Source organism: Glycomyces arizonensis DSM 44726 (assembly GCF_000482705.1).
Taxonomy (GTDB): domain Bacteria; phylum Actinomycetota; class Actinomycetes; order Mycobacteriales; family Micromonosporaceae; genus Glycomyces; species Glycomyces arizonensis.
The window spans coordinates 1-12918 of record NZ_AXWO01000027.1; the positions used below are offsets into that span (position 1 = coordinate 1).

The 12918-nt window shown below is 70.0% G+C and carries 11 protein-coding genes and 1 rRNA gene; 6 read left to right on the forward strand and 6 right to left on the reverse strand.

Annotated features, from left to right (window positions below):
• Positions 1-183 precede the first annotated feature (183 nt).
• A 5S ribosomal RNA gene (gene rrf, locus H613_RS0116535) occupies positions 184-300 on the forward strand.
• Positions 301-967: 667 nt separating this feature from the next.
• Here rrf and H613_RS31000 read toward each other — a convergent pair.
• Positions 968-1117 carry a hypothetical protein gene (locus H613_RS31000; RefSeq protein ID WP_156926083.1) on the reverse strand — a complete coding sequence of 50 codons (150 nt, stop codon included), beginning with the start codon at positions 1115-1117 and terminating at the stop codon, positions 968-970.
• Between the two features lie 108 nt (positions 1118-1225).
• On the opposite strand from H613_RS31000, the gene H613_RS0116540 reads away from it, so the two are divergent.
• Positions 1226-1747, forward strand: coding sequence for a carboxymuconolactone decarboxylase family protein (locus H613_RS0116540; RefSeq protein WP_084546701.1), 522 nt, complete (start codon positions 1226-1228; stop codon positions 1745-1747).
• 150 nt (positions 1748-1897) lie between these two features.
• The gene (locus H613_RS0116545; RefSeq protein ID WP_026924674.1) at positions 1898-3352 is read left to right on the forward strand and encodes a sugar porter family MFS transporter; all 1455 of its coding nucleotides are present in this window, start codon (positions 1898-1900) and stop codon (positions 3350-3352) included.
• Between the two features lie 56 nt (positions 3353-3408).
• Here H613_RS0116545 and H613_RS0116550 read toward each other — a convergent pair whose 3' ends face one another.
• The 5 genes from H613_RS0116550 to H613_RS27185 form a co-directional block, all read right to left on the reverse strand.
• On the reverse strand, positions 3409-5949 hold the full coding sequence (locus H613_RS0116550; protein ID WP_026924675.1) for an ABC transporter permease: 2541 nt from the start codon (positions 5947-5949) through the stop codon (positions 3409-3411).
• A 2-nt stretch (positions 5950-5951) separates the two neighbouring features.
• The gene (locus H613_RS0116555; RefSeq protein WP_026924676.1) at positions 5952-6725 is read right to left on the reverse strand and encodes an ABC transporter ATP-binding protein; all 774 of its coding nucleotides are present in this window, start codon (positions 6723-6725) and stop codon (positions 5952-5954) included.
• Positions 6726-7136: 411 nt separating this feature from the next.
• Positions 7137-7808, reverse strand: a complete 672-nt coding sequence (locus tag H613_RS0116560) for a response regulator (RefSeq protein WP_026924677.1) — start codon at positions 7806-7808, stop codon at positions 7137-7139.
• A complete protein-coding gene (locus tag H613_RS0116565) occupies positions 7805-9046 on the reverse strand; it encodes a sensor histidine kinase (protein ID WP_026924678.1) in 1242 nt (413 codons plus the stop codon). The genes H613_RS0116560 and H613_RS0116565 overlap by 4 nt, the downstream gene beginning before the upstream one ends.
• 64 nt (positions 9047-9110) lie before the next feature.
• On the reverse strand, positions 9111-9941 hold the full coding sequence (locus H613_RS27185) for a RecB family exonuclease (RefSeq protein ID WP_035738376.1): 831 nt from the start codon (positions 9939-9941) through the stop codon (positions 9111-9113).
• A gap of 78 nt (positions 9942-10019) precedes the next feature.
• On the opposite strand from H613_RS27185, the gene H613_RS0116575 reads away from it, so the two are divergent.
• From H613_RS0116575 to H613_RS27190, 3 genes are all read left to right on the forward strand, one after another.
• On the forward strand, positions 10020-10772 hold the full coding sequence (locus H613_RS0116575) for a class I SAM-dependent methyltransferase (RefSeq protein ID WP_026924679.1): 753 nt from the start codon (positions 10020-10022) through the stop codon (positions 10770-10772).
• 121 nt (positions 10773-10893) lie between these two features.
• Complete coding sequence (locus H613_RS0116580; protein ID WP_026924680.1) at positions 10894-12003, forward strand: M50 family metallopeptidase; 1110 nt, start codon at positions 10894-10896, stop codon at positions 12001-12003.
• Positions 12004-12033: 30 nt separating this feature from the next.
• Positions 12034-12918, forward strand: coding sequence for a tRNA (adenine-N1)-methyltransferase (locus H613_RS27190; protein WP_035738378.1), 885 nt, complete (start codon positions 12034-12036; stop codon positions 12916-12918).

The following is a 12918-nucleotide window of genomic DNA, read 5'->3' on the forward strand; positions in this document are numbered from 1 at the left end:
CGGGTACTAACCGCCGAGAACTTAACTTTTGCAGTCTGCTGGTAGAAACGATATTCACGCACACTATGCGATTCTGAGACAACACGTCCAGAACCGCGCACGAAACACTCCCGAGGGGTGTTCGTCAAGGTTTTGCAGGCCACGCATCCCGTGTATGCGGGGGCGTGTGTTCTCACTGGTTTGTTTGGTGGTGAGAGCGGAAGTGGCACACCCGGTCCCATTCCGAACCCGGTCGTTACGGCTTCCAGCGCCGATGGTACTGCACTCGAGAGGGTGTGGGAGAGCAGGACACCGCCAAACATTGAACATTGAGGAAAGGCCCCCACCGGTTTCGGTGGGGGCCTTTCCGCATATCTCCACCACGGCAGCAATAGCTCTGGCCTTACCGCCGTATCTGGCGTGGGATGTCCGGGACCGGTCCCGCGGTACGGACATAGCCTCGGCGACTATGACTGCACACTCCGAACCGTCTCCCCATGAGGAAGAGCCAGAGTCCGACCGGTTGCCAGCCGAAGGCAGCTCAGGACTGCCGCGCTCCGCCGAATTCCCAGCCGCTCAAGGCACGAAACCGACTTCGGTCGGCTGGCACGGTTTCCCTCGGCGTGAGCGGGCGTTGGAGAACGACGGCTTGCAATACGCAATGAGGGCAGCTGTCAACCGGCCCAACGGGGACTCATCACTCCCCAGTGTCGCCGATACGCCGCAGCCGGTGGCGGGCACGAGCGACAAGCCATCCCGCTTCAGCGGGTGGTAGTTGACCAGTAGCCGGAGATGCCGGCCTGACATCGGCACGTGTTCGCGAGGCGTCCACTGGCATCTCCGCTCGGCAGGTCGCCGGGGGGCACATCGTCGTCCGGTCCCGGCGCTCGCTGCGCAGGCGCAACACGCCTCTGGCTGTATCAGGCTGGGGCGCAGTAAGGGCCGCAACCCTGAACGGTTGCGGCCCTTACTTGTTCGCTTGAGGGTGTCAGGAGGACGAGGATACGAGGTCCCTGAGCTTGTAGACGCCTACGCCTACTCCGAAGATGGCGCCCACCACCAGGAATGCGAGCAGCGATACGCTCACGAGTAGGACCGCGATTCCGACTGCTCCAGCGACACTGAAGAATGTGCTCACTTGGCCTCCTCCGTTGCAGGCTCGGTGGTATGGGTATTCCCTTACAAGCATTGTCGCACATCGATGCATAGCTCGTAATGCGCATCACAAGTTAGACAGGTCACACTAATGAGCAGTGAGCCAATCGCTCGCCTGCCGTCCGTCCCGTTGCCCGAATCCGCCCTCCAACGCCTGCGGGAAGTCGGCCGCGAGCCCATCAACCTGCATCGTTCGCTCGCGCATGCCCCCGCGATGCTCGATCCGCTGCTCGACCTCATCCACGCGGTCCGCTACGAGTCACGGGTGCCGCGTGCGCTGCGGGAACTGCTCATCTGCAGGATCGCCCAGCTCGAGCGATCGGACTACGAGCTCGCCCACCACCTGCCGATGGCCCTGGCCGCGGGCGTGCGCCAGGAGCAGCTGGACCGGCTCGAACGGTGGCGCGAGGCCGACTGCTTCGACCCCGCCGAGCGGGCCGTGCTCGGGTACGCCGAGCACCTCGGCGCCGGAGCCGAGCGCGACGACGCAGCGCTCGCCGCGCACTTCGGCCCCGCCGAGCAGACCGAGCTCACCGCCGCGGGCGCCGCATACGTGGCCATAGCGAGAATCCTGCGCGCCCTTGACGTCGAGATCGACGAGCCCCACGCTTGAGAACCCGCGGCCGTTTCGCGTTTGACGATCGGCATTACGGACAACCTTCTCCATACGACGTTCGTTTGCGTCATTTCATGACGTACCAATGCAATTCAGGCTTACGATTTCCGCACCTGCGGTTTCGCTCAGTCGCGTACGGGAGAGGGTATGGCAACGGACAAAGAACGTATGCTGATCGACGGCGACGCCAGGAAGGGCTCCGGTGCCGTCATTCTCGTCTCCATCGCGGCGGCCCTCGGCGGGTACCTGTTCGGCTACGACACCGCCGTCATCAACGGGACCGTGGACGCCCTCCAGGCCCAGTTCGAGATCTCGTCGATCGCGATCGGCTTCGTCGTCTCCTCGGCGCTGCTCGGCTGCGCGGTCGGCGCCTGGTTCGCCGGTGCCCTCGCGGACCGCTTCGGGCGGATCAGGGTCATGCTGCTGGCCGCGGTGATCTTCTTCGTCTCCTCGCTCGGCAGCGCCCTGGCCTTCAACCCGTGGGACCTCACCGCGTGGCGGGTGCTCGGCGGCCTGGCCATCGGCGCGGCGAGCGTCATCGCGCCCGCCTACATCGCCGAGATGGCGCCCGCGCACCTGCGTGGTCGGCTCGGCTCGCTCCAGCAGTTCGCGATCGTGCTCGGCATCTTCGCCTCCCTGCTGATCAACTACATCATCCAGGCCGTGTCCGGCGGCGCCAGCGAGGAGGCCCCGTGGGGCGGCACCGCGTGGCGGTGGATGTTCGCCGCGGCCGCGATCCCCGCGTTCATCTACTTCGTCGTCGCGCTCCAGATCCCCGAGTCCCCGCGCTACCTCGTCGCCAAGCGCCAGGTCAAGAAGGCCAGAGAGGTCCTGACCAAGTACGTCGGCGGGGACGTCGACCACCGCGTCCACGAGATCCAGGAGTCGCTGCACTCCGACAAGCCCATCCGGTTCTCCGACGTGCGCGGCCCCAGGCTCGGGCTCCTGCCGATCGTGTGGATCGGCATCCTGCTGTCGATGTTCCAGCAGTTCGTCGGCATCAACGTCATCTTCTACTACTCGACGTCGCTGTGGAAATCGGTCGGCTTCAGCGAGAGCGACGCCTTCGCCACCAGCGTCCTCAACTCGGTCGTCAACATCGCCGGCACGATCCTCGCCATCATGCTGGTCGACAAGGTCGGCCGCAAGAAGCTCCTGCTCTCCGGTTCGACGATCATGCTCATCACGCTCAGCACGCTGGCGATCACCTTCGCCAGCGCCCCCCGCGACGCCGAAGGCGGGCCGCTCCTGGGCGACGCCGGGGGCGTCCTGGCGCTCATCGCGGCGAACGTGTACGTGTTCGGCTTCGCCTTCACCTGGGGGCCGGTGGTGTGGGTGCTGCTCGGGGAGATGTTCCCCAACCGGATCCGGGCCACGGCCCTGGGCGTGGCGGCGGCCGCGCAGTGGATCTCGAACTGGCTCATCACGACCACCTTCCCCGAGCTCTCCTCGGTCAGCCTGTGGCTGGCATACGGGCTCTACGCGCTGTTCGCGCTGCTGTCGCTCATCTTCGTGTCCAAAGCGGTCCCCGAGACCAAGAACATCGAGCTCGAGGACATGGAGCGGCTCGAATCGCTCGGGTCGCCGAAACCATCTCGCTGACGCGACGGCGAAAAGGGGCGGCCCGAGCGGGCCGCCCCTTCCCTTTCCCGGTTTCCTTATTCGTAGGCGATCGCGCCCAGGATGTCGACCTTGGAGGCGCGCACCGCCGGGGCTATGGCCGCCAGCAGGCCCACGAGCACGGCCGCGGCGAGGTAGCCGGCGATCAGGCCGGTCGGGACGGCGAAGACGTCGACCCCGGTGCCGGCGAGCGCCCGCTGGAGCGCCCAGCCCAGGCCCAGCCCGACGCCGATGCCCAGCAGAGCGCCGAACAGGGCGATCGTGACGCTCTCGACGGTGACCATCCGGGTCGCCTGGCCCCTGGTCATGCCGATCGCCCGCAGCATGCCCAGCTCCCTGGTGCGTTCGAGGACCGACAGGATCAGCGTGTTGATCACGCCGATGACCGCGACGACCATGGCGAGGCCGAGCAGCAGTTGGATCGCGATGATCGCGAAGTCGAAGAACACCGTCACCTGGGCGGTGAACTCCTCGTGGTTCTGGACGCTCACCGTCGGCTCGTCGGCGAGGATCGTCTCGACCTCGGACGAGACCGCCTCGACGTCGCCGCCGTCGGCCACGTCGATCAGCGCCATCGTCGGTTTCGGCGTGTAGAACTCCCCGGTGTAGGCCGTGGAGACGTACCAGCCGTCGGTGTTCTCGTTGTCGGCCAGGATCGCGACGACGGTGAACTCGTGCGCCTCGGTGCCGCGGCTGAACGTGGCGCTCACCGTGTCGCCGATGCCGACGCCGAGCTGTTCGGCGGCCGACGCGTTCATCGCGGTCTCCCCCTCGCCGAGGCCGCTGATGGAGCCCTCGGCGACCTCGCCGCCGAACAGGCCGACGATGCCGTCGAAGTCGGTCGTGGCATTGACGTACTGCTCGGTGCCGTCGATGTCGGCCAGGTCGTAGTACAGCTCGACGGCCGCCTCGACGCCGTCGACGCCGCGGATGTCGTCCATCGCCGCCGGGTCGAACGACCCGGGCACCGACGCGGTCACCGGCCCGGTCACGAACAGCTCGGCCTTGACATTGTCCTCGTAATAGGCGTCCAGGCTCGCCTTGACGCTGGTCAGCAGCGTGGCCGTCGCGGTCACCAGCGTCACGCCGATCATGAGCGCCGCGGCGGTGACGGCCGTGCGCCGCGGGTTGCGGGCCGCGTTGCGCCGCCCCAGCTTGCCCGCGAACGACCACGACCACAGCATGCCCAGGACCGCCACGAGCGGCCGCGCGAGCCATGCGGTCAGGAGCGTCACCCCGATGAAGACCAGCCCGGCCCCGACGCCCGCGCCGAGCAGGTTCCGGTCGCCGAGGCTCTCGGTGAGCCCGAGGGCGACCAGGGCCGCGCCGGCGAGCGCGATGACCGCGCCGGTGACGGTCATCCCGGTGATCGGCTTGTCCGCCTTGGCCGCCTCGCGCATCGCCTCCACGGGCGGGACCCGCGAGGCCCGCACGGCCGGGGCGAGCGCCGACAGGACCGTCACGCCGATGCCGACCGCCAGCGCGGCGAGGACGGCGTTGACCGGCACCGCCACGGCGACCTTGGCGGTGTCGAGCATGAAGTTCGAGGCGGCGCTGGTCAGCGCGGCCCCACCGCCGATGCCGAGCACGGCGCCGACGACGGCGGCGACCGATCCGAGGATGAGCGCCTCGGTCAGCACGGAGCGGACGATCTGGTCGCGGCCCGCGCCGATGGCCCGCATCATCGCGATCTCTTTGAGGCGCCCGGCGATCACGATCGAGAAGGTGTTGGCGATGAGGAAGACCGAGACGAACACTGCCACGGCGCCGAAGCCGAGCAGGAAGTTCCCGATGAGCTCGGTCGCCTCGGCGGTCTCGGCGCTGGCCGCCGCGTCGTACTCGGCCTTGGTGATCACCTGGGCCTCGTCGCCCGCGACGCCCGACACGTCGGCGAGGAGCTCGTCGGTGCCGACGCCCTCGGCGGCGTGGACGGCGACGGCGGTGTAGACGTCACGGCCGTCGAAGACGAGCCGCTGGGCCTCGGTGGTGGTGAAGGCCAGCTCGGTGTTGCCGCTCTGCGAGTCGCGGCCGCCGGAGTAACCGTAGACGCCGACGATCTCGTAGCCGGTCGGGTCGGTGGTCAGGGAGTAGGCGGTGACGGTGTCGCCGAGGCCGAGTCCGGAGTCGGTGGCGAACTTGGCCGAGACGGCCACCTCGCCCGCGGCCTCGGGGGCGCGGCCCTCGCGCAGTTCCCGGACGGTCGACTCGTCGCCCCAGTTGACGGCCATGGTCGGGGCGAGGCCGCCGACGATCTTCCCGTTCTCGTCGAGGGCGTTGACCATCCACGAGACGGTGGTGCTGGCCGAGGCGACGCCGTCGAGGTCTTCGACGGCCGCGAGCGTCTCGGCCGAGACGCCGTCGCGCACCAGCCGCTCGCCGCGCGTCTCGGGTTCGACCGGCTGGACGAGGACGTCGACGCCCTCGTAGGAATCGCCGTTGAGGTCGTTGACGGTGGCCTCGATCGAGGCGGTGAGCACCAGCGCGGCGGCGACGAACGCCGATCCGAGCACGACGGCGAGGCTGGTGAGGGCGAGGCGGGCCTTGCGGCCGGCCATGCCCTTGAGGGTGGCGCGCAGCATGGCTATGCGGCTCCACGCAGGTCGTGGGCGAGCTTCTCGAAGCCGCGCATCTTGTCGATGACGGCGTCCGCGGTGGGCGCGGCCAGGTCGTCGACGATCTGGCCGTCGGCCAGGAAGACGACCCGGTCGGCGTAGGCGGCGGCGTTCGGGTCGTGGGTGACCATGACGATCGTCTGGCCGAACTCGTCGACGCTGGTGCGCAGGAACCGCAGCACCTCGGCGCTCGAACGGGTGTCGAGGTTGCCGGTGGGCTCGTCGGCGAAGACGACCTCGGGGCGGGAGGCGAGGGCGCGGGCGCAGGCGACGCGCTGCTGCTGGCCGCCGGACAGCTCGGTCGGCTTGTGGCCGAGCCGGTCGGCCAGGTCGAGGGTGTGGATGATGCGCTTGACCCAGTCGGGGTCGGCTTTGGCGCCGGCGATCGCGGCGGGCAGGGTGATGTTCTCCTCGGCGGTGAGGGTGGGCAGCAGGTTGAACTGCTGGAAGATGAAGCCGATCTTGTCGCGGCGGAGCTTGGTGAGGGCCTTGTCGCCCAGGCCGGTGATGGTGGTGTCGCCGATGGCGACGGTGCCGCGGTCGGTGGTGTCGAGCCCGGCCAGGCAGTGCATCAGGGTGGATTTGCCCGAGCCCGAGGGGCCCATGATGGCCGTGAACGCGCCGGAGTCGAACTCGACCGAGACGTCGCGCAGCGCGACGACTTGCGCCTCGCCGGAACCGTAGGCCTTCCAGACGCCTTTGGCGGCGACGGCGGTGGTCTTGACAGGGGATGCGGTGGACACGACGCTCTCTCTTTCGATGCTGGTGGCGGTGTTCCGAAGGATGAAGTTAAATGACATCGATGCATCAGATTCTGACATCATACATGATGTCATTTTGCATCGCGGTACTCACTTGATCATGGCTCGACACTATGGGACCGCGGCGGCCCGTGCATCCGCTTTGAGAACGGTCTTGGGCTCCGCCCTGGGTCGTAGACACCGGTACCTGGGTACGACACGCGGGCGCGCCGCCGGGCGGCCTTCGGGCCACTGCACAGACAGGGCCGACGCGCCGCTCGGCGGGCGCGTCGGCAAGGGCCGCAAGCAGCGTTCACGGGTCGGGAGCCCGACGGCGCGGCGAGCCGCCCGCCGCCGCGCATCGGTGTCCGGTCCGGACAGTGGAGGGCGACGCGGCGCCCGTTTCGGAGTCCCCTACTGTCCCGGCCGGACCAGGCCGCTCTCGTAGGCCAGCACGACCGCCTGGACGCGGTCGCGCACGTCCAGTTTGGTCAGCAGGTGTCCGACGTGGGTCTTGACGGTGGTCTCGCCGACGGTGAGCGCGTCGGCGATCTCGGCGTTCGTCAGGCCCTTGGCCAGCAGCATCAGCACCTCCCGCTCCCGGGCGGTCAGCGCGTCGAGCACCGCCGGGGACCCGTCCCCCTCGGGCCGGTGGTGCTCGGCGAAGCGGCCCAGCAGTGTCGAGAGGATGTGCGGTGCCACCACCGCGCCACCGGCGTGGACGGTGCGGATGGCCTCGACCAGATCGGCCGCCGGGGCGTCCTTGGTGAGGAATCCGGCCGCGCCGGCGCGGAGCGCCCCGACCACGTACTCGTCGAGGTCGAATGTGGTCAATACCAGCACTCTGGTCTTGAGTGACGCCTCGACGATGTCGGCGGTGGCGGCCACGCCGTCGCGCCGCGGCATGCGGATGTCCATGAGCACCACGTCCGGCACCAGCCGCCGCGCGAGGTCGAACGCCTCGACGCCGTCGGAGGCCTCGGCGACGATGTCGATGTCGGGCTCGGCGCCGAGCACCATCTTGAACCCGGCGCGCAGCAGCTGCTGGTCGTCGGCCAGCAGCACCCGGATCGGACGTTCGCTCATCGATTCACTCCCTGCAGATGGGCGTTCTTGGGGAACCTGGCCTCCACAAGGTAGCCGCCGCCCGGCTGCGGGCCCGCCTGGAGCGAGCCGCCGTACAGCGTGGCCCGCTCGCGCATCCCGATCAGCCCGTGGCCGCCGCTGAAATGCGTGATCACCGGCGCGCCCCGGCCGGAGTCGCCGATCGCGATGCGGAACTCGTCCTCGCCGTAGTCGACCACGACGCCCGCCTTCGCCTTCGGCCCGGCGTGCTTGATCGTGTTGGTCAGCGCCTCCTGGGCGATCCGGTAGACCGCCAGGCTCACGCCGGTCGGCAGCGGGTACTCCTCGCCGCGGACGTGGTAGCGCACCGGCAGCCCCGCCTCCTTGGTCTGCGAGACCAGCGCCCGCAGCGAGTCGACCGTCGGCTGCGGCTCGAGCTCGGCGTTGCCGCCCTCCTCCTGGCCGCGGCGCAGCACGGTGAGGATGTCGCGCATCTCCCGCAGCGCGGTGCGGGCGGTCTGGTTGACCGTCGTCAGCGCCTCCTCGGCCGCGTCGGGGTCGGTGCGCAGGACCCGCTTGGCGCCCTCGGACATGACGCCGATGACCGAGATGTGGTGGGCCACCACGTCGTGCAGCTCGCGGGCGATGCGGCGCTGCTCGTCGGCCACGGCCTGCGCCGCGAGCGCCTCCTGGCTCTCCTCGGCGACGCGGGCCCGGTCGGCGAGCTCCTCGAGCTTCATGCGCCGGTTGCGCATCACCCAGCCGACCCAGAACGCCGTGGCGGCCATGACCCAGTTGAGCAGCGAGATCAGGCTCGCGTTCGTGACCTGGCCTTCCTGGACGGGCCAGTAGTAGAAGAACACCGAGCCGGTGACCGGGATCCACATGATCGCGCTGATCACGAGCGCCCGCGGCAGCGGCCGGTGGGCCGCGGCGGTGTACGTCAGGACCAGCCAGGTGAAGCCGTTGTCGCCGATCAGCCACGGATGGTCGAGCACTATGGCGGCCGCCATGATCCCTATCGTGAGCACGACCGCGGCCCACAGCCATTTCCGGCGCAGCGCGATCGGCGCCATCGCCACGGCGATCGACCCGATCTCGGACCAGCCGAAGTCGGCCTCGGGTGCCGCGGCCGCGCTGAGCACGACGGTCGAGCCGATATAGACCGTGAAGAGCGAGGCCGCGAACAGGGCGTCGGCGATGACCGGGTGCTCGTGGAGCCAGCGGCGCAGGCGTTTGAATCGGGTGGCGACTTGCACGTTCCAACGGTATCGGCTGGAACCGCCGTCCTCATCGAACGCGAGAACGACTACCGTCTCCACCTCAGGTAGGAGGCATCTCCAGGCCGGGCAGGACCGTCGGCAGCGGATAGCTCGGCGGCTCGCCCCCGAACTCGGGGCACCGCTCCTGGTGGGCGCACCAGCCGCACAGCTTCGACTGCCGCGGCCGGAACTGCCCGGTGGCGATCGCCTCGCGCATCGTCGCCCACAGCGCCTTGAGGCCCTTCTCGAAGCCCTCCAGCTCCTCCCGCGTGGGGGAGTAGTCGAGGAACCGGCCGTCGCCGAGGTAGATGAGCCGCAGCAGCTTCGGGATCGTCCCCCGCGTGCGCCACCACACCAGCGCGTAGAACTTCATCTGGAAGATCGGCTTCTCGGAGTACCGCTCGGGCGGGCGCCGCCCCGTCTTGTAGTCGACCAGGCGCACCAGGCCGTCCCCGTTGACGTCGGCGCGGTCGATGAAGCCCTTGAGCTGGGTGCCGTCGTCGAGCGTGGTCGTCACCAGGCACTCGGTGCGGTACGGCTCGAGCCGGGTCGGGTCCTCCATGCTGAAGTAGGTCTCGACCAGGCGCCGCACGCCCCGCAGCCACGACGACTCGTCATCGAGGCCGCTGAAGAGGCCGGAGACGTCCTCGCCGGCCTGGAGCCTCGCCCATTCGGGCTCGATCAGCGCCAGCGCCTCCTCGGGGGTGCGCCGGCCCGCCTCGACCTCGTAGAGGCGCTCCAGGACCGCGTGAACCAGCGTCCCCTGCACCTGCGCCTTCGAAGACGGCTCGGGCAGCCGGTCGACCGCGCGGAAGCGGTACAGCAGCGGGCACTGCTGGAAGTCGAGGGCGCGCGAGGGCGACAACTGGGTGGGACGGGTGGCCTGCGGCATCTCCCTAGCCTATGTCGTGCGCGCTCCACCGCATGGGCCGCATCACCAGTTTAATATAACGCGTGTACTGTTTAGGGCATGAGCAACGACGCGACACCCTCGAGCGCCCTGTCGTTCGGGCAGGCCGCCGACCTCTACAACGCCATCCGCCCCTCCTACCCGCCCGAGGCCCTCGCCTGGATGCTCGGCCCCGAACCGGTCGACGTCGCCGACGTCGGCGCCGGAACCGGCCTGCTCACCCGCGGCCTCATCGCCCTCGGCCACCGCGTGACCGCCGTCGAACCCGACCCCGGCATGCTCGCCACGCTCGTCGACGCCAGCCCCGGCCTCGCCGCCCACCACCGGGGCACCGCCGAAGACCTCCCCCTGCCCGACGCCTCGGCCGACGCGATCACGGCCGGACAGTCCTTCCACTGGTTCGACCGCGAAAGGGCCCTGCCCGAACTCCACCGCGTCCTGCGACCCGGCGGCGTGCTCGCCCCCGTCTGGAACGTCCGCGACGAGTCGGTCCCGTGGGTAGCGGCGCTCTCGGCGATCATCGGCTCCTCCAAGGGCGAGCTCGCCGCCACCGGACCCACCGATCCGGACTTCTTCGGCTCGCGCTTCGCCGAGCCGGAGATCCGGACCTTCCGCCACGAGAAGCCCTTCGACGGCCCCGGCCTCATCCGCCTCGTCCAGTCCCGCTCCTACTACCTCACCGCCGACGACCGCCGCCGCCGCGAGCTGATCGCCGAGGTCGAAGACCTCATCGCGAACCACCCCCAGCTCGCGGGCCGGGACACTTTCGCGATGCCGTACCAGACCCAGGCCTTCCGCGTCCGCCCCGCCTGACTCCGCCCAGCCCGGCTCTGCCCAGCCGGACTCTGCCCAGCCAGACTCCGGCCCGCGAACGCCACCGGTAGCCTTCATAGCGCTCGTCCCGCAACCGACTATTGGTGTGACCAGAGGATCCATGCGTTCCAGCCAAGCCGTGCCGCCCTTCCGCCGCTCCGGGTTCACCCTGTGCCGCCTGCGGGGCATCCCAATCGTCCTCGGCTACACCTGGCTGCTCCTGGCCGCCATGGTCATCGTCGTCTACGCGCCCATCGTGCGCCGCTCGATACCCGGCGTCGGCGAGGGCGCCGCCTACCTCGTCGCCGCGCTCTTCGCGATCACGCTGCTCGTCTCGGTCTTCCTCCACGAGCTCGGCCACGCCCTGGTGAGCCTGCGCTCGGGCATCGGGGTGCGCCAGATCAATCTCGACGCCCTCGGCGGCTTCACCGAGATGGACCGCGAGTCCCCCCGCCCGGGCACCGCCGCCGCCATCGCCCTGGCCGGACCGGCCGTCTCCGCCGTCCTCGGCGTCGCCGGGCTGGGCGCCCTCGCCGTGACCGAGCCGGGCTCGCTGGCCTGGCAGCTCTCCTTCCAGGTGTGCGTCGCCAACCTCCTGGTCGCCGTCTACAACCTCCTGCCCGGCCTGCCGCTCGACGGCGGCAAGGCCCTCCAGGCGGGCGTCTGGGCGGCCACCGGCGACCGCTGGACCGGCTACCGCCTCGCCGGATGGTCCGGGCGCGTCGTCGCCGTCGCCACCGCCGCCGTCGGCGCCTGGCTCTTCGCGGCCGGATGGTTCAGCTGGCTCGGCCTCCTCCTGCTCGCCCTGGTCGCCTTCGAACTGTGGCGGGGCGCCACCGCGGCGATCAAGGCCGGTGCCATGGGCCCGAAGATCAGCGGCCTCGACGCCGCCGCCCTGGCCCGCCCGGTCGCCGTCGTGCCCGCCGCGGCCACCCTCGGCGAGGCCCTGGCCGCCGCCGGAGGCCGCGAGGTCGTGGCCGTCGCCGAGCGCCCCGTCGGCGTCCTCGACCGCGCCGCCGCCGAGGCCGTCCCCGAGGACAAGGTCGCCTCGATGCCGCTGGCCGGGCTGCTGCGCTCGGCCCGGGGTGTCCCCGCCATCGAGGCGGGCCTGCGCGGCCAGGCGCTGGTCGACGCCATCGGCCGCACCAGGGCCGAGGAGCACTTCGTCGTCGACGAGGGCCGTCTGACAGGGCTGCTCTACACCGCCGACGTGGTCCGGGCCCTCCGTTAAGATGCTTCGGGCCTATTCGAAGGAGAGACTGTGCAAGACGTGCTCAAGGCGGGCGACCGCGTCCAACTGACCGACGCGAAGGGCCGCAAGGCCACCATCACCCTCGCCGAGGGCGGCGCGTTCCACACGCACCGGGGCAGGCTCTTCCACGACGACCTCATCGGGCGCCCCGACGGCGTCACCGTCACCACCGAGGGCGGCACCGCCTACCTGGCGCTGCGCCCGCTCCTGCCCGACTACGGGCTGTCGATGCGGCGCGGGGCCCAGGTCATCTACCCCAAGGACATCGCCCAGATCATCACCTTCGGCGACGTCTACCCCGGCGCGCGCGTCGTCGAGGCCGGGGCCGGCTCGGGCGCGCTGACGAACTGGCTGCTGCGAGCGGTGGGCCCCGAGGGCCACGTCCACTCCTGGGAGCTGCGCGAGGACTTCGCCGAGATCGCCCGCCAGAACGTCGCCGGCTGGTACGGCGAGGTGCCCGGCAACTGGACGCTGACCGTCGGCGACGTCGCCGAGGCCGAGCTCGAACCGGTCGACCGCGTCGTGCTGGACATGCTCAGCCCGTGGGACGCATTGGACACTGTGGAGAGGATCCTGCGTCCCGGCGGGGTGTTCGTCGGCTACATCGCCACCACCACGCAGATGTCGGAGCTCGTCGAGGCCCTGCGCGAGCGCAAGACCTTCACCGAGCCCGAGGCCTGGGAGACGCTCCTGCGCGGCTGGCACCTCGAAGGCCTGGCCGTGCGCCCGGACCACCGCATGGTCGCCCACACCGCGTTCCTGGTCTGCGCCAGGAGGCTCGCGCCCGGCACCGTCGCGCCGACGCGGAAGTTCAAGCCCTCCAAGGGCCAGCAGGCGCTGCGCGAGCGCAACGCCCGCCGGGCCGCCGCCGAAGGCGACGCCTCGGAGTCCTGA